This window comes from Candidatus Villigracilis sp., assembly GCF_057083605.1.
This window is the reverse complement of sequence record NZ_JBXMTI010000136.1, coordinates 1-16,536: the sequence shown is the minus strand read 5'-3', so window position 1 is coordinate 16,536 and position 16,536 is coordinate 1. Positions and strand designations below refer to the sequence as shown.

Below are 16,536 nucleotides of genomic sequence, written 5' to 3'. Positions count from 1 at the left end.
TTACCGAATTTGTCAATATAAAAATTCCCACCCAAACAAGTTTGGTGGACTTATCCCCCAGCGGCGGATGCCATTAAGATGACCTTGTCATCTTCTTTTAATAATGTTTCCATCCCATTGAGTTCGCGCAGATGAACGCCATTCACAAAAATATTGAAATGCCTGCGAAGCTCACCTTTTGAATCAAACAAATGCGGTTTGAGCGTTGGATAGCGCGCAAGAATGTCTTCAAGCAATTCAGCGATGGTGGAGCCATGCGCCGTAAACTCACTTTGGTTATCCACATAGAATTTCATCAAGGCAGGGAAGCGGACGATGGGCATGGAAGTATTTTAACGTAAACAACGTGAATAATGGATAAGGGATTGTGTCATGCTGAGCGCCGCTTTCTTTTCAGGCGCGAAGCATCTTGTAACTTACATTCGAGACCCTTCAGTCGCTGACACCTGCCCTGGCAGGCGGTGCCAGGGAAAGCGCTCCTTCACATCATCCCGACACTTGCACCGAACGCAAGTACGGTGTGTCCCTCGGGAGGGTGACACAACAGCCTATTTTTTTATCCATTATCCACGTTAAACAAGCATACAAGTACACGGGTAAACAAGTAAAAAGCTCCGAGCTTGATAGCCTCGGAGCTTTTTACTTCTCACTTATCACTCGTTACTCAACTATTCTTCCTTCTTCGGTTCCATTTCCTTCTTATGCGCTTCAATGATGGGGCCCGTGATATGCGCTGGGACAGTGTCGTAGTGATCGAATTCCATCGTGAAGTAGCCGCGTCCGCCAGTGATGGAGCGGAGTTGTGTAGTGTAGCGCAGCAATTCAGCCAGAGGCACATGCGCCACAATGACGGTATTGCCATGTTCCGAGTCTGTGCCCTGCACACGGCCACGGCGGGTGTTGAGATCGCTCATCACATCGCCCATGTTCGCATCTGGGACTGTAACGCGAATACTCATGATTGGCTCGAACAAAACAGGGCCCGCATCGTGCACCGCCAGTTTGAAGGCCTCACGTCCTGCAATTTCAAAAGCTACTGGCTTTGAATCAACTTCATGTTCCTTGCCATCATAGACGATCACTTTGACATTGCTCATGGGATAGCCCGCGAACGCACCGCGCTCCATCGTAGCCTTAATGCCTTTTTCAATTGGAGGCAAATAGGACTTCGATAAGTTCATCCCTACGAGTTCATCTGTAAATTCAAAGTCGGCCGTGGGCAAAGGTTCGATGCGCAGATGCACTTCGCCAAATTGACCTGATCCGCCGCTTTGCTTCTTATGACGATACTGAGCACTGGCTTTGCGTGTAATTCCTTCACGATAAGGGACGCGCGGCTCATGTGTTGCAAGTCCGACCTGAAACTTGGCCTGAGCACGGTGGAGTGCCACGTCAATATGCTGATCACCCATGCCCTTCAAAACAGTCTCATGTGTGATGGGATCGTTTTCCCACAAGAGGGTTACATCCTCTTCACAAAGCTTGGTCAAAGTTGGGGAAATCTTTGCCGCATCAGCCTGGCTTTTTGGGGTAACAGCCACTCGATATAAAGCGGCAGGGAAATGCGGTTTTGCAATTGTAAGCGGATGTCCTTTGTCACAGAATGTATCGCCTGTGGCGGTCACATTTAGCTTGGACACAGCGGCAATATCGCCCGCATGGACTAGTTTGGCGGGGATCGCTTCCTTGCCGCGCTGGAAATGCAAACCAGATACGCGTTCATCCGCATTTTTATTTTGATTCCACACATGCCCATCGGCTTGAATAGTGCCGGAGAACACGCGGAAATATGTCATCCTGCCAACAAAAGGATCAGCGGTGGTCTTCCATACGTAGGCGGCTAAAGGTTCGGTGTCTGAAGGTTTCAATTCTTCTTCACCGTTTTTACCCTGTGCCACGCGCTTCGGAGCATTTAGTGGTGAGGGTAGTAAGTCGATGATGTCATTGAGCAGGGCAATCGCGCCCACTTCATGTCCGCCAGCAGCACAGAACACGGGTACAAATTCTCCAGCGTAGACCACATCCTCAAGTCCACGCACCATCTCAGCGTCGGTGAGAGAACCGTTCTCGAGGTATTTTTCCATCAACTCGTCTTCGCCCTCTGCCGCAGCTTCTACAAGTACAAAGTGGGCCTTTTCCGCCGCTTCTTTTAATTCAGCAGGGATTTCAGCCGTGGTCTTGCCATCACCGATGTAAGACTTCATACCGATGATATCGACCACGCCTTTGAAATTCTGTTTTTCGCCAATGGGCAAATGGACTTTAAGGGTGCGTTTGCCATGCGCACGCACAAATTCTTCTATCGCTTCATAGGCTTTTTCAAAATCAGCATTATCGCGATCCATTTTATTGATCACAACAAAGCGTGGAAGGTTGAACTCATCCGCATAACGCCATGCAAGCTCAGTCCCAACCTCAATACCGGAAACCGCATCCACTAAAATAAGCGCGCCATCAGCCACACTCAAGGCGGAAATCATCTCGCCTACAAAATCAGTGTAGCCTGGCGCGTCAATTACATTTATCTTGTGATCGCGGTGCTCTATGGGAAGTACGCTTGAATAGATGGATATCTTTCGACGGTGTTCCTCATCATCATAGTCCGAAACCGTCGTGCCATCCTCAACCTTGCCAAGGCGGGTGGTTGCCCCTGTTGCATGGAGAAATGCCTCCGCCAACATCGTCTTGCCCGCGCCGCCATGCGAAACCAGCGCAATGTTGCGAAGAAACTCGGTGGTATACTCTTTCATCGAAAAAGCCCTTCCCTAGTGATGTAGGATGTAAAACGTTGCACGATTGTAAAAGAACTCATTTGAATTGTCAAAGTGTGAAGGTAACAGATAAAACATGACATTTTCGGTGAACCCCATGCAGAGGCCGCGGTGAACTTAATAGCCAATCAATATTCCTTTATCACAATTGCAGCCGTTCTGGTCTTTATCGCCGGGCTGATCCTGCTCACAAACAAACCGCGCTGGAACGACTACATCGCCTTTGGGGTCATCGTTCTGGGGCTCATCTCCGCCTGGAGCATCCTGCACCCGCGCCAGACTCCGCTGATGGATGACGCAAAAAACGTACAGGCGCTGATCGGCTCCGGTACGCCAGTCCTGCTGGAATTTCAATCGCCGTATTGAATTGGCTGCACCGCAATAAAGCCCGTCGTTGACGAGCTTGAAAAAGAACTCAATAACGAAATCAGTATCGGTAAAAGAATTCACATTATTCGTTTAAACATTCAGGATGAGGTGGGCATGGAACTCGCTCCTGTGTATGATTTTGCGTTCACACCCACCTTTATTTTCTTCGATGCGCAAGGGAATGAAATGTGGCGCATGATCGGTGAATTCGATCCTCAAAAGGTACGCGACTCACTCGAATGAACTTCCTCCGCCGCCTAAAATTCAATTTCTCGTATCTCGGCAATGCGCCATGGGATAGCGGAATCTCCCCTCCCGAGCTTTATGAATTCATCGCGCATTACAAAGCGGGCCGCGCCATTGATATTGGCTGTGGCACAGGTACGAACATCATCACGCTTGCAAACGCAGGCTGGCAGGTTACAGGTTTTGATTTTGCATTCCGCGCTATAGAAATTGCAAAACGAAAAATAAAAAAAGCTGACGTCCAGGCCGAAATCTTTTTGGATGATGCTACGCAAATGAAAAATGTCTCAGGTCAATTTGACCTCGCGTTAGACTTGGGCTGTTTTCACGGCATCGAAAACAAACAAGGCTACCTGACACAACTGACCCGAGTCCTGGCCCCCAATGGATTTTGGCTGATGTATGGATTTTTCAAACAAGACCCGCATCTTTCCGGTCCCGGGCTTGGCGAGGCGGATATAGACCTGATCTCAGCCAACGGCTTGACTCTCCAATCCCGCAAAGATGGCTTTGATAAACGCGAACGTCCTTCGGCATGGTTTTTGTATCAGAAACAAGTAGACAAGTAAACACGTACACATCGCTGATCGCTGACCACTGCTCACTATTTACTGGTATCCCATGAAAATCCTCTTTCTATTCCTTGATGGCATCGGCCTCGGCGAAGACAACCCACAGATAAATCCATTCGCGCGGGCACATATGCCGTATTTAGAATCTCTGCTGGGTGGGAAAAAACTTATTCAGAGCGCTGCACCTTATGAAAGTAATAAAGTCTCATTGCTTGCCGTAGACCCAAACCTTGGTGTAAAGGGCCTGCCTCAATCCGCAACTGGACAGGCTGTGTTGCTGACGGGCATCAACATCCCTGCGGAGCTTGGCTATCACTATGGCCCCAAACCAAACCCAGAAGTAGCGCAGTATTTGAACGGCAGGACGATATTTTCCCAAACCATAAATGCAGGCAAAAAAACAGCCCTGCTAAATGCCTATCCCCCACGCTACTTTGACGGGATCGACTCAGGCAAGCGGTTATATTCATCCATTCCGCTCGCGCTGACAAATGCAGGGTTACCCCTCTTCACGCATGATGATTACATTGCAGGCAAAGCTCTCTCTGCTGATTTCACCGGCGAAGGCTGGCGCGAGTTTCTGGGCTTCCCCGATGCGCCGATATATGAGCCAGAATCAGCAGGCGCAAAACTGGCTGAACTTGCCGGGCAATATGATTTCTCTTTCTTCGAATACTGGGCTAGCGATTATGCCGGTCACAAACAAGATATGCCCTGGGCGATTAAGCAACTTGAAAAAATTGAAGGTGTATTAAAAGGTCTGCTCGAATCCAGTAAATTGGATTGGCAATCCGACCTACTGATCATTACCTCAGATCATGGCAACATGGAAGATTTATCCATACGCAAACACACGGCTGCACACGTACCCCTCTTGTTATTTGGAGATGAAAATAAAAGAAGCGAATTTCGGTCAGTAACAGACCTGACCGGCATCGCGCCCACCATCATGAACATGCTTAATCTATAAAGAGAGTGTGGCACTAAGGTCACACTCTCTTTCTTATCTCAGTGCTTGAGCTAACAAACTGCCAATCAACCCAAGCCAATACGCCGATGTGTAATAAATGAATAAGGGCTGTTTGCCGCGTTTCCAAAGTAGATACAGGGAAAGAATAGCGAGCGCAGCAACGATGTATAAATCCAGCCCGATCTCTTCGAAGCCGAGATTCGCCAACACGCCCGCGCCGAGGAAAAGCGAGTTGATGATAAGTAAACCAATGTCCTTTCTAACAAGCTGTTCTTTATGAGGAAACAAAACTTGCAGGAACAGCAACGCCGCATTCATCATCACAAAGCCTGTAAAGAAAACCCAGTGACTAAATTCATCATCGTTGAAAATTACGATGCGACACAAATCACTTGAAGGGTCGGCCAGGCAAAAACGGATGTGCAGGTAATTAGTCACTTCGTGGTCACCATAACTAGCGGCAAGAAGATAAATGCCAACGATGAAGATCAGGTTGATTGCAAGATGTGTGCGGCCTTCCCTTTCAGGTGAATCATATTCGATTGTTTTCTTGAGGAGGTAAAAAGCCACGAGACTAATCAATGGCAAGACGAGCATATTGTTAAAATCCACCCAACGCAGAAATTCATTCGGAAGCACATAGCCCAAAGTCCACGTGCCGAGGCGGTTGATGGAGACAAGTATCGCGACCATAGATTGCACAGCCAGGTAAGTGTGAATGCGTTTCATTGATTCCTCATGTAAAAGGTTTTGTATCTGAAACACACAATCTAAGCCGTGGTTGCACGAAAACCACGGTTCGTTCCTGTACAAAAAGGGGATAGGCAGAACTCCACCGCACCATATAATGAAAGAAAACAATGTGGCTTCATTACCAATAGTTTCTGATTTGTGTGGCGAAAGTTTACCGTGAGCAGGAGTTTTGCCATGAAGAGCCCTCGAAACTGGTTTTTTTATATCTTCGGCGCCTTCCTTGTTTGTGCATTGTTAGCCGGAGTGGTCTTCGTCTATGCCTCCTATGCGGCTGGTGAAGCTGCGCCAACTCGTCCCCTGGTTTTTATCAGCGGGAATATTCCAGATAATGTCGGCATCGTGGGTCAGCCATTGGTCGTCTTTGGGCATGCCAGCGACCCTGTTGGAATCGCTCAGGTTGAACTCTGGGTTAATGGCCAACATGCCGCTACACAAGCCAATCCAGACCAGGCCCAACTGCGTCCCTTCGATACCAGTCAGACCTGGATGCCCAATGGTGCCGGGAATTATCTAATCCTATTGAAAGCGATAAACAGTACAGGATTCCTCAGCCAATCGGACCCGGTAGTCATCCAGGTTCAAGAGCGTGGATCAGTGCCCAACGCCGGGATCGAGGGGGAGTATGTGGTGCAAGAGGGTGATACTTTGGAATCCATTGCAGCATTCTTTGGAACTACGCCCGAGGATCTCCTTGCGCGCAACCCCGGCCTTGGCGAGTTGACTCCGGGAACGACCTTGCTCGTTCCTCCCCGGCCCATTGCAGAATCGAGTGGCGATGAACCCACTCCACCTGATATTGCCGGAGAAGATATCCCGATTATTGACCCGCCTCTGCCCGCGCCCCCACCTGGTGGTGAGACCGAGGCTGAGCCATCGCCCGAGCCGCTTTGGGCAACTCTGCCTTTGCCGGATGGTTTCATCTGTCTTATAAATCCAGAAGTATGTGCGCGTGCAATTGATTTGGAACCTCCACCCTTCCCTGCGCCCGCAGGCGTGGGATTTGCAACCGGGGATGGATGCAGCCTCGATGTATCCTGGACAGATACCAGCGAAAATGAGGATGGATTCCGTATCTATCGCTTTGTGAGCAGGCCGCGTTTTCGACTCGATCTATTGGAAATCGTAAGCGCGGCTGAGGGCAGTGGGACTCGGCTGCATTATCTGGATGCCAGTCCGCCGCGCGGATCATTCTTCTATGCAATCGTAGCCTTCAACGCAGGCGGCGATACCTGGAGCGGACCTTCTGCAGAGGTTGAAAGCGAAGGCTGCCCACCTTCTGGCCCTGTCGATTTTCAGGCACTGGTAGTCGAAGGCTTGGAGATGAGTGTGGCAGGCAGTTTTGATCGTCTCTATTGCTATGCATCTCTGGCCGACTCACCATTCGAGCGCATTCCAGCCGGGGCTGGCAATTTCATTAGTCTTGATTCTGGGGCTTGGAATATCGCCGAACACTTCAGCGGCGTGAACAAACGTGAAGTGTTGGCGCCTGCTGCCGGTCCGCTAAATATTGTGGTCGAATGCCTGGGTTGGCAGGGAGAGGAACTAATTAATCTGGGACGGTTCGTGCGTGCTCATCCGCCCGAGGAATGGGATGGCCGCTCGTTGATCGCCGGCCCCGATATTGGCAATTTCAACCTGACCTATCGCATTCAGTATAGCTTTGCGGCTGCTGACGAAGGAGGGCGCGCAGCCTGGCCCTTGATCGACTCCAGCCTGCCTGCTCCATTCAACTTGCACACATTCGAGGATACTTCAGATTGCCGTCTGCCTCCAGACCGGCGTCCTCCTGGCGACCCTTGTCAGCAACTCATGCTTGAGTGGGATTACACACCATCCGAAAGCGCGCCTCGCCTCCCTACTGCTTATAAAGTGTATCGTCGTTCGCCGGAAGACAGCCTCCCTACCCTTTATCACACCACCCCTGACGCTCGCAGGAGTGCCCCACTTTTCACCGAGGATTGCCATGAGACAGTTTTCTACAGCGTCAGTGCAGTGGTAGGAAACGATGCTGTGACGGGCGAAGAAATCCAGTCAATTCTGAGCGAGGAATTTGAGGTGCCAGCTACTTGCGCCAGCCTCGAGATCACCCTCGAATCTTTATGGGTTTATGAGGTCTCCGATGGAGATAGCTGTACTGTCTTCACAGATTGCGCCAATGATTATGAATCCTATGGATGGTTCGCTTTCAACGGTCATCGAATTCGGTGGAATGACCATTGCGATCCCGGTTTATTCGAGGGATGTGTGTATGTTGCGCCGTCCTACAGTGTAACTACGCAGGCGACACGTCATTTTTTCTCTGATGCTATGCTGAATATAGGAGATGGTTGGCATCGGAATAATAACGTGATCCGCATACCGATACGTGATGGTGAGTCTCTGGATTTTATGTTCACGCTCAACGACCATGACGATGGTTCAGCTGATGAGCGTTGGTGCGGAGGCACCGGCAGGGTCGTCATCAGCGTTCCAGGGCGTCCGGCCCCAGAATGGCTGGCCCTCGATCAAGTGTTTGAAACTGATGATAGAAATTGCATAGTCAGTTTCCGCGTTCGTGGAGTGCCATGAGGTCCGAAAGCTTGCTCGGGTTTTGGAGGTAGTCAGATGAACCGAAAAATCTTATTCGTGTCAATGGTGATTATTCTGATCTCTTCGTTGGCCGCTTGCGGATCGGGTGCCGGCGGACCCGGGCCGCGTACCTGGATCGATGCTCCCCTGGATGGTTCAATTTTGGAACTAGGCCCGGTTGTCGTTCGCTCGCACGCCGCCTCGGAGGCCGGGACAACACAGGCAACGTTGATGGTGAACGGCGCACAAATTCGAGTGGATCAGGCAGTGGACACTTCATCTCCCCTGATCGAGTTCGCCCAGACTTGGATACCGGATCAACCGGGTGCATATATTTTGCAAGTCATCAGCATGGATGCCGCCGGGAATGAGGGCCGCTCAAATTCAGTACATGTTCAGGTTGGCGAGAGAACTACTAGTGAAACAGCAACGCCTACTCCGACTACTGCAACACCTACACCTGCGACTTTGACCCCCACCGTGACCGTAGTCAGTTCTCCAACATTTACGCTTGGTCAAAATGCCAATTGCCGCGAAGGCGACTCTACTGGTTACGAAGTTGTTACATCACTGCTCAAGGATCAACAGGTTGTGATCGACGGCCGCAATAGCGACAATAGCTGGTTCTGGGTATTGATTCCCAACAGCAGTGAACACTGCTGGGTTTCCGCCAGCACCGGAATTCCCACAGGCCCCTACACTTCCACGCAGGTTATTGTCCCGCCGCCGTTGCCAGTTACTGCTACTTTTACTCCTGTTGCAAGTCCGCCTAGTGAGTTTGGCCAGTTCAACGTGAGCACAAAATCTTGCACGGCTTTTGAGTATATCGTCAGGCTGGAATGGGATGATACCGATGGAGAAGACGGATATCAAATCTATCGTGATGGAAATTTGATCGCAACAGTAGGGGCAGATTCAACGATCTATGACGATCCATCCCCCGATTACAACGCTCATAGTTACCAGGTCCAGGCATACAATGGTTCGGGAACTTCCAGCAGTCCCGCCAAAAATTCGGAAGGTTGCGTTTATTGAGTCTTTGTGGTCTCGAGAATCTTTTTCGCCAGCATCGAAAACTCACGATCTGTGCGGTTGTTTGCGATTTCCTTTAGCGCCGCTTCCGCGCGCGTGTCATTCAATTCCGCCAGCGACAAAATGGTTTCCTTTTGTACAACACGGTCAGGGTCTCGCAGCATTTCGATCAGCAATGGAACGACACGTGCATCCTGGATCTTTCTCAGCCCGATGATTGCGTGCTCGCGCACAGCAGCCTCTGGATGACGCAACGCTTCGCTCAACAAGCCGACGGCTGGTGCGCCAAATTTGGCGAGCGCCTCCGCTGAGGCTTCGCTCACTTCATGGTGCAAGTCATACAATGCCATGCCCAATTCTTCGATGGCGCGGATGTCTCGCAGGTCACCCAAAATCATCGCTGCAAATTTGCGGACTGTCCCTTCCCGATCCTTTAACGCTTCGATCACGGGCTCGACAACTTCAGTTCCCATGTTTTCAATGGCATTCAATAGTACAAGCGCGGCTTGTTCTTTTTCGTACCACCAATATGAATCACGCAGGGCTTCCATTAAGAATGGGATCGCGGCGGGGTGTTTCGTCTCGCCTAAGGCTGTTGCAGCAGATTGGCGCACTTCGATCTTTGGGTCGTCAAGCAATACATTTGTAATTTCATCAAAGGTGAATGGGGCGCGGAATTTTCCAATGGCAGTGCACGCGGCCATGCGGACTTCGTCCTCTGGGTCTTTTAGCAAAGGAAATAAAGCGGGAATGACTTGCGCATCACCGATATTACCCAATGCCAAAGCAGCGCGTGAACGCACCGTAAAGTATTCACCTTTCAATGCTTCAAGCAAGGCTGGGATGGCAGCCTTATCTTTGCTGATGGAAAACACTTCAACCACACGCCCTCGGATGATGGGATGTGCCGTTGCAAGAGTCTTTATCAGATGAGGCGAAGCGGAGGGAATTCGGGCGAGGATACGTTGATAGGTCAGGAGCAGGTTCAAGTCTTGAGTCTGAAGCGCATCGATCAAGGGCGGCACGGCGTCATGATCCAGTTTGATCAACTCCTGCGCGGCGGCGTCACGCTTGGCTGCATCCGCAAGTTGAGCGATCAATTTTTTTGCCTGGCCCTGCTTTGAATTTGTGAACCAATCCATACGGCTATTTTACATTACTATCTCGCCTTACGCAGTGTCATGCTGAGCGTAGCGAAGCATCTCTACGATGATCTCAGAGACCCTCACCGCACTGCATCTGCAATGCGGTGCATGTGTCGCTGTCGCTCAGGGTGATACGGTTAAGGTATATAATTTGCCAAAAATAACACCCAATCAGAGGAGAGCGACACGATGGTAAAAAGAGAGATTTCATTTGCAATTGCATTCCTGATTTTTTCAATGCTGGCTTGTAATTTGCCTGGCGTGAGTTCAGGCGAGGCTGAAAATACTGCCACACCGCTTGTCCCAATCATCACTGTGACAGTGGCTGTAGCAAACACTGCGGCCATCACCCCAACAGAGACAAGCATCCCGTTAACACCAACCTCATCTGTTTCTCCAGAAGTCACTCTTACCAAGAATTCCAATTGCCGCGTGGGCCCCAGCACGTTCTACAATATCTCCGATCAGATCGCCGAGAAGAAGGTTTTGCCGGTCATTGGCCGCAACGATGATAGCACCTGGTGGCAAGTGGACAATGGGTCAGGAAGAGTCTGCTGGATCTTCAACGACAACGCGGAGGAAAATATGGACTTCAGCAGCCTGCCAATTGGAGATGCGCCACCGCTGCCGGGTATACCGGGTCAGTTTTTTGTGGTGAATCAACTCTGCCAACCTGGGCCGCAAAAATTTGAGGTGACGTTGAGTTGGTCAAGCGGCGGCGGAGAGACCGGCTTCCGCTTGTTCCGTAACAGCAAGCAAATCGTTGAGCTGAAGGCGAGTAAATTTAACTACAAAGACGTGAATGCTCCTTACAACAAGAACATCAGCTATGAAATCGAAGCCTTTAACGCAAACGGCACATCGGAGCGGGCCATTCAGATCGTGCCAGCCTGTAAATAACCAGATCGCCGACCCGGCGAAATAAAACAAAACTCACCCCAAAATAATATATGCGGGTGAGTTTTCATTTAAGATATAAGTGAACAGCTTAAAGCTTTTTGCTTCTTTGTGAAGTTTCTCTACCATACATGCTATCGTTTTACCGCTGAGAGCGCGATGAACGCAAAGATTTAAAGGTTTTTCTCCCTGGCACCGTGCGGCTTAGCCGTACCAGGGCAGGTGTAGCGCACTTTGCGGGCTTCGCGGTTCAAATGTATGGTAGCAAGTGTAAAGTAAAAGTTTGTATCTTCCCGCACTTTCAAAAGCTATCAGCCTTAAAAATAGGACAATTTTTCTCTGATATAATCCCCGATTCGATTTGCAGGAATCATAACGCTGAAAGACTTTTGGTGTTACCTTCCTAAGCATTATATTTAAATTGCGTTACGCCTTTGGGCGTGCGAACATCTTATTGGAGTTTTCATCAATGAAGAAAGAACAACAGTTGGACCTTTATCACCAGATGGTACTGATCCGCCGCGTGGAAGAACGCGGCGCGGAACTGTACCAGGCTGGCAAGATCGGCGGTTTCATGCACCTGTATATCGGGCAGGAAGCCGTTTCGACGGGATTGATCGCAGCCCGCGAGCCTCGTGACCGCGTGATCACCGCCTATCGTGACCATGGTGTGGCATTGAATTGCGGTATTCCTGCCAATGAAGTAATGGCGGAACTGCTTGGCAAGAGCACCGGCATGTCCAAGGGTAAGGGCGGGTCGATGCACATGGCGGATACATCCAAGAATATGTGGGGCGGACATGCCATCGTGGGCGGTCACCTCCCCATTGCTACAGGATTCGCAATTGGCGACCAGTACGCGGGCAACGACAATGTTACGATCTGCATGTTTGGCGATGGCGCGACCAATATCGGTTATTTCCATGAAGCGCTGAATTTAGCCAAGACTTGGGGTCTGCGCGTATTGTGGGTGTGCGAGAACAATGTATATGGCATGGGTACTTCTGTGGAACGTGCATCGGCCGTGACCCAGATCCGCAAGAAAGCGGAAGGCTACGGGATGAAGAACAGCCAGGTGGACGGCATGGATGTAATGAAGGTTTATGATGCCGCGCAGGAAGCAATTGAGTTCGTGCGCACGAATTCCCAACCCTATTTTCTTGAAATTGACACGTATCGTTTCCGCGGTCACTCGATGGGCGACCCAGAACGTTATCGCAAAGCCGAAGAAGTAAAGAAATGGCAGGAGAACGACCCGATCGGTATTTTCAACAAGCAGTTGTTGGAGAAGAAGGTCGCCACGAAAAAAGTTTTGGATGAAATCGAAGCAGGCGTAGACGAGGAAGTTAACAAGGCAGTCGAATTCGCCGAAACTTCCCCTGAACCTGCGATGGAAGAATTGTATTCAGATATTTACGCGGATTAATATTATGTCATTGCGAGGAGGGTGCTCTTCCCGACGAAGCAAACTCCTCGCCAAGGTGGGGATTGCTTCGGGCTAGCGCCCTCGCAACGACATATTGAAGAGGACACACATGGCAAAAATTACAATGCGCGAGGCGATCTCGCAAGCTTTAATGGAAGAAATGGACCGCGACCCTGCTGTCTTTATTATGGGTGAAGAGGTCGGTGTTTGGGGCGGCACATATGCCGTTACCAAAGGTTTTTATGATAAGTATGGGGCGAAGCGCATCAAAGATACGCCCATCGCGGAAAACGCAATTATTGGTGGCGCGATTGGCGCGGCGATGGTCGGTCAACGCCCTGTTGCAGAATTGATGACGATCAACTTTGGCTTCTCTGCGATGGATTACATAGTCAATCAAGCCCCCAAACTTCATTATATGTTTGGCGGACAATTCACCCTCCCGCTCGTGATTCGTGCTGTAGGCGGCGGCGGACGTCAACTGGGCGCGACACACTCACAGACTCCCGATGCGGTCTTTGCACATTTCCCCGGCTTAAAGGTTGTGTCGCCCGGGACGCCGGAAGATGCCAAAGGTCTTTTAAAATCAGCTATCAGGTCGAATGACCCGATTCTTTTCATCGAACACGCAACCATGTATCAGGTGCGCGGCGAAGTGCCAGATGGCGAATACACAATCCCAATCGGTAAATCGAAGGTTCAGCGCGAGGGCAAAGACCTCACCATCGTCACCTATTGCAAAGGTCTTGAGTTATCGGTGAAAGCCGCCGACGAACTTGCGAAGGAAGGTATTGAAGCTGAGATCGTTGACCTTCGTACTTTGCGCCCACTGGATATGGAACCCGTTTTGGAATCATTCAAGAAGACCAACCGCGCCATCGTGGTCGAAGAAGGTTGGAAATCTTACGGCATCGGCTCCGAGATCGTCAGCCGTATTTATGAAGAAGTATTTGATTACATCGACGCGCCGATCATTCGCGTTGCACAAAAAGAAGTCCCGCTTCCTTACAATCGCACCCTCGAACAAGCCGCACTCCCACAGGTTCACGACATCATCGATGCGGCAAAGGAGGTCTTGAAATAATGGCTGAAACAATTAACATGCCCAAGCTCGGCTTTGATATGGCCGAGGGTTTGCTTGTCCGCTGGGTTAAGCAGGTGGGCGAAACCATCAACAAAGGTGATGTGCTGGCCGAGATCGAGACCGATAAGGCCACTGTTGAAGTTGAATCTTCTGCGAGCGGTGTTGTATTGCAGCTTATCGTCGATCAAGGCACGATGGTCCCGGTCAATGCGCCGATTGCGGTTGTGGGTGCTGCTGGTGAAAAAGTAGAAGCAACTGCATCGTCAAAGGTCGAAAGTCAAAAGTCGTCGGATGAAAAACCTGCGCCTGTTGCGGAAAGTGGAAAGCAGAAAGTGGATGAAAAGCCCGCGTCTCAAACCGCGCCGACAACTGCTCCTTTGGCTCAAGCCTCTGCCCCCACTGATGGCGCTTCCGTAAAAGCCAGTCCGCTTGCCAAGAAAATCGCAAAAGATAACAAAGTTGATCTGTCCCGGGTACAAGGCTCTGGCCCCGGTGGACGAATCGTCCGCAAGGATATTGAAACTGCGCTCGCTTCGGGTCAAACGTCAAAGGTCGAAAGTCAACCCGCGAGGCAGGCTGCACCGATTTACGAATCACGAATTACGAATTACGAAGATCAGGTAATTCAAACAACCAAACTCCGCCAGGCTATTGGCCGCCGCCTCGTTGAATCCAAAACAACCATTCCCCACTTCTATGTGACCCATGAATTCAAAATGGATGCGTTGATGGACATGCGCAAGCAGGTCAACGAGTATGTACCCGATAACGAAAAAGTTTCGGTGAATGACTTCGTTCTCAAGGGTGTGGCATTATCGTTACGTCAATTCCCAAATCTCAATGCCACCATCAAAGGCAATGAGGTCATCCAATTTGGGCATGTCAACGTCGGCGTGGCTGTCACAGTCCCCGGCGGATTGATGACCGTGGTTGTCAAAGACACCGACCAAAAGATGCTGCGTCAGATCTCTGGCGAAGTCAAAGTCATGGCCGCGCGTGCTCGTGAAGGCAAGATCAAGCCTGATGATGTAGATGGCTCGACCTTCTCCACTTCCAATTTGGGAATGTACGATGTCGAGGATTTCGTCGCCATCATCAACCCACCCGAAGCGGCCATATTATCGATCAGTTCTGCAAGGGAAGTGCCAGTAGTGGAAAATGGACAGATCAAACCAGGCTGGCGCATGAAGGCCACCATCTCCGTTGACCACCGTGTCAGCGATGGAGCTGAAGCCGCGCAGTTTATGCAGAAGCTGGCGGAGTTTCTTGAAAATCCTGTCAGGATGTTGGTGTAAGAAATTGCAAACCTCCGAGTTTTTGAAACTCGGAGGTTTTTGCTTTTGTAAGAAAACCCTATCTTCGTTGGCCCGCAAACTTTGACCTTAACGCGGTTGCTGATTTATAATCACCGAAACTTTTATGGCACATCTGCTAGGGTTCAAGGAGGTTCAGCGACACGTGATCAAAATATCAGTGGTCAATTTAGTAATACATTCATTCCAATTTTTGTATCTCAAAGAATCAAATACAGGAGATCTCACATGAGCAATTCTGAAAGTACCGCACCTGCAGTGCCAGGTGGCATGCCAGCCTGGTCTGAAAAGGATAAATATTTTAAGACGCGAAACTGGTTTCGTGTCCTGGTCGCTGTGATCATCGTCTTATGGCTGGTATTGATCGGGTGGGTGCTGGTGTCCCCCATCAATGATGCCGAAGCCTTGCCATTGGCGGTGGGCGCAAACCTAACCATCGTGTTGGCTCCAGTCATCGCCGCCGCGGCAGCGGTGGAACGGACACTTGAAAGCATATTCAATATGCTCGAGGGCAGTTGGAAGACGATGGTGGCCTACCTGGGCCGCGGTCTACGCTGGCTAAAGAATGCCGAGGTGGAGGTACAGCAAGCGCGGCAATTCCTGGCCGATGCCTCCGACAAATACAATGCAGAGTTGAGGACCATTCAGTTCGGCCAGACTTCCGTCTCATCGCTTACAGATGAAATACAGTTGAAGGTGGATGCTGCCAATAAACTCATGATCCTCGCGCAGCAGCGCCTCGAAAATGCCGAGGGCAACCTGGCCGCCGTCACTTCATCCAATGGTTATATCAGCGCCAAAGCTGCGGCTTCGATCATACTCGGCCTGATGTTGGGGGTAGTTATTTCTGCGGTGGGGCAACTACAAATGTTTGCAATGCTGGGCATTGGCGCCGTCCCCGCATCGATCGACGTATTGATCACCGGCCTGGTCATCGGCAGCGGATCATATCCGGTACACTCCCTGGTGGGCATACTACAACAAGGCAAGAGCACAGTGGATAGCGTCAAGGGCTACTTTAATAGGCTCTCTCCGCAGGCTCAAGCGACCACACAGAGAATCACAACCGTTCAATCTCCAATGGGAGCGGGTGAACCAGCTCGTGTTCAGGAAGCCGTGGTGGAGACCACTACAGCCAAGACAACAGAAGAAGAAACCAAAAGTTAATTCAGGCAGCCTGAAGATGTTGGCGTAAATGAGCAGGTCACGCTTACTGGGTGTGACCTGCTTTTTATGGGATTATTACTTCGATATTTCTTCAAATCTCTCCATGCCACCTATGCTGAACTTTGTATCGCCCAACCGATAATCACTGGCATCTCCGCTCAAGGCGCGATGATTTCGATCTCTTTCCATCCGATCCACGAATCGCTCACGGTCGTCTCGATGC

Annotated in this window: 15 protein-coding genes; 11 read left to right on the top strand and 4 right to left on the bottom strand. The window is 50.4% G+C overall.

Annotated elements, in window-relative coordinates:
• Positions 1-50: 50 nt before the first annotated feature.
• A complete protein-coding gene (locus AC14M5_RS19980) occupies positions 51-323 on the bottom strand; it encodes a MoaD/ThiS family protein (protein ID WP_484031476.1) in 273 nt (90 codons plus the stop codon).
• Between the two features lie 345 nt (positions 324-668).
• The gene (fusA, locus tag AC14M5_RS19975; protein ID WP_484031475.1) at positions 669-2,750 is read right to left on the bottom strand and encodes an elongation factor G; all 2,082 of its coding nucleotides are present in this window, start codon (positions 2,748-2,750) and stop codon (positions 669-671) included.
• 132 nt (positions 2,751-2,882) lie between these two features.
• On the opposite strand from fusA, the gene AC14M5_RS19970 reads away from it, so the two are divergent.
• The 4 genes from AC14M5_RS19970 to AC14M5_RS19955 all read left to right on the top strand — a co-directional run bounded on the left by AC14M5_RS19970 (position 2,883) and on the right by AC14M5_RS19955 (position 4,928).
• Positions 2,883-3,137: a hypothetical protein gene (locus AC14M5_RS19970; protein ID WP_484031474.1), complete on the top strand. Its 255-nt coding sequence runs from the start codon at positions 2,883-2,885 to the stop codon at positions 3,135-3,137.
• A 117-nt stretch (positions 3,138-3,254) separates the two neighbouring features.
• Positions 3,255-3,383, top strand: a complete 129-nt coding sequence (locus AC14M5_RS19965) for a hypothetical protein (protein ID WP_484031473.1) — start codon at positions 3,255-3,257, stop codon at positions 3,381-3,383.
• A complete protein-coding gene (locus AC14M5_RS19960; RefSeq protein ID WP_484031472.1) occupies positions 3,380-3,955 on the top strand; it encodes a class I SAM-dependent methyltransferase in 576 nt (191 codons plus the stop codon). The genes AC14M5_RS19965 and AC14M5_RS19960 overlap by 4 nt, the downstream gene beginning before the upstream one ends.
• A gap of 52 nt (positions 3,956-4,007) precedes the next feature.
• On the top strand, positions 4,008-4,928 hold the full coding sequence (locus AC14M5_RS19955) for an alkaline phosphatase family protein (RefSeq protein WP_484031471.1): 921 nt from the start codon (positions 4,008-4,010) through the stop codon (positions 4,926-4,928).
• A 33-nt stretch (positions 4,929-4,961) separates the two neighbouring features.
• On the opposite strand, the gene AC14M5_RS19950 is transcribed toward AC14M5_RS19955, so the two are convergent.
• Positions 4,962-5,657, bottom strand: a complete 696-nt coding sequence (locus AC14M5_RS19950) for a hypothetical protein (protein WP_484031470.1) — start codon at positions 5,655-5,657, stop codon at positions 4,962-4,964.
• 198 nt (positions 5,658-5,855) lie between these two features.
• Between AC14M5_RS19950 and AC14M5_RS19945 the strand changes: the two genes are divergently transcribed.
• Positions 5,856-8,249: a LysM peptidoglycan-binding domain-containing protein gene (locus AC14M5_RS19945; RefSeq protein WP_484031469.1), complete on the top strand. Its 2,394-nt coding sequence runs from the start codon at positions 5,856-5,858 to the stop codon at positions 8,247-8,249.
• A 36-nt stretch (positions 8,250-8,285) separates the two neighbouring features.
• Entirely contained in the window at positions 8,286-9,284 is a 999-nt protein-coding gene (locus AC14M5_RS19940; protein ID WP_484031468.1) for an SH3 domain-containing protein, read from the top strand.
• Here the strand turns inward: AC14M5_RS19940 and AC14M5_RS19935 are convergent.
• Positions 9,278-10,423, bottom strand: coding sequence for a HEAT repeat domain-containing protein (locus AC14M5_RS19935; RefSeq protein ID WP_484031467.1), 1,146 nt, complete (start codon positions 10,421-10,423; stop codon positions 9,278-9,280). The two genes, AC14M5_RS19940 and AC14M5_RS19935, sit on opposite strands and share 7 nt — an antisense overlap.
• A gap of 192 nt (positions 10,424-10,615) precedes the next feature.
• Between AC14M5_RS19935 and AC14M5_RS19930 the strand changes: the two genes are divergently transcribed.
• The 5 genes from AC14M5_RS19930 to AC14M5_RS19910 all read left to right on the top strand — a co-directional run bounded on the left by AC14M5_RS19930 (position 10,616) and on the right by AC14M5_RS19910 (position 16,313).
• On the top strand, positions 10,616-11,326 hold the full coding sequence (locus tag AC14M5_RS19930) for an SH3 domain-containing protein (protein ID WP_484031466.1): 711 nt from the start codon (positions 10,616-10,618) through the stop codon (positions 11,324-11,326).
• A 466-nt stretch (positions 11,327-11,792) separates the two neighbouring features.
• A complete protein-coding gene (pdhA, locus tag AC14M5_RS19925; protein WP_484031465.1) occupies positions 11,793-12,749 on the top strand; it encodes a pyruvate dehydrogenase (acetyl-transferring) E1 component subunit alpha in 957 nt (318 codons plus the stop codon).
• A gap of 109 nt (positions 12,750-12,858) precedes the next feature.
• Entirely contained in the window at positions 12,859-13,833 is a 975-nt protein-coding gene (locus tag AC14M5_RS19920; protein WP_484031464.1) for an alpha-ketoacid dehydrogenase subunit beta, read from the top strand.
• On the top strand, positions 13,833-15,128 hold the full coding sequence (locus AC14M5_RS19915; protein WP_484031463.1) for a dihydrolipoamide acetyltransferase family protein: 1,296 nt from the start codon (positions 13,833-13,835) through the stop codon (positions 15,126-15,128). Before AC14M5_RS19920 ends, AC14M5_RS19915 begins: the two co-directional genes overlap by 1 nt.
• Before the next feature lie 246 nt (positions 15,129-15,374).
• Positions 15,375-16,313, top strand: a complete 939-nt coding sequence (locus tag AC14M5_RS19910) for a hypothetical protein (protein ID WP_484031462.1) — start codon at positions 15,375-15,377, stop codon at positions 16,311-16,313.
• Positions 16,314-16,536: the final 223 nt, after the last annotated feature.

Bases quoted from the DNA above. Each gene is read 5' to 3' on its own strand.
- AC14M5_RS19935 (WP_484031467.1), bottom strand. From the start codon at position 10,423: ATGGATTGGTTCACAAATTCAAAGCAGGGCCAGGCAAAAAAATTGATC.
- AC14M5_RS19980 (WP_484031476.1), bottom strand. From the start codon at position 323: ATGCCCATCGTCCGCTTCCCTGCCTTGATGAAATTCTATGTGGATAAC.
- fusA (WP_484031475.1), bottom strand. From the start codon at position 2,750: ATGAAAGAGTATACCACCGAGTTTCTTCGCAACATTGCGCTGGTTTCG.
- AC14M5_RS19945 (WP_484031469.1), top strand. From the start codon at position 5,856: ATGAAGAGCCCTCGAAACTGGTTTTTTTATATCTTCGGCGCCTTCCTT.
- AC14M5_RS19940 (WP_484031468.1), top strand. From the start codon at position 8,286: ATGAACCGAAAAATCTTATTCGTGTCAATGGTGATTATTCTGATCTCT.
- AC14M5_RS19965 (WP_484031473.1), top strand. From the start codon at position 3,255: ATGGAACTCGCTCCTGTGTATGATTTTGCGTTCACACCCACCTTTATT.
- AC14M5_RS19960 (WP_484031472.1), top strand. From the start codon at position 3,380: ATGAACTTCCTCCGCCGCCTAAAATTCAATTTCTCGTATCTCGGCAAT.
- AC14M5_RS19955 (WP_484031471.1), top strand. From the start codon at position 4,008: ATGAAAATCCTCTTTCTATTCCTTGATGGCATCGGCCTCGGCGAAGAC.
- AC14M5_RS19915 (WP_484031463.1), top strand. From the start codon at position 13,833: ATGGCTGAAACAATTAACATGCCCAAGCTCGGCTTTGATATGGCCGAG.
- AC14M5_RS19920 (WP_484031464.1), top strand. From the start codon at position 12,859: ATGGCAAAAATTACAATGCGCGAGGCGATCTCGCAAGCTTTAATGGAA.
- AC14M5_RS19930 (WP_484031466.1), top strand. From the start codon at position 10,616: ATGGTAAAAAGAGAGATTTCATTTGCAATTGCATTCCTGATTTTTTCA.
- AC14M5_RS19950 (WP_484031470.1), bottom strand. From the start codon at position 5,657: ATGAAACGCATTCACACTTACCTGGCTGTGCAATCTATGGTCGCGATA.
- pdhA (WP_484031465.1), top strand. From the start codon at position 11,793: ATGAAGAAAGAACAACAGTTGGACCTTTATCACCAGATGGTACTGATC.
- AC14M5_RS19910 (WP_484031462.1), top strand. From the start codon at position 15,375: ATGAGCAATTCTGAAAGTACCGCACCTGCAGTGCCAGGTGGCATGCCA.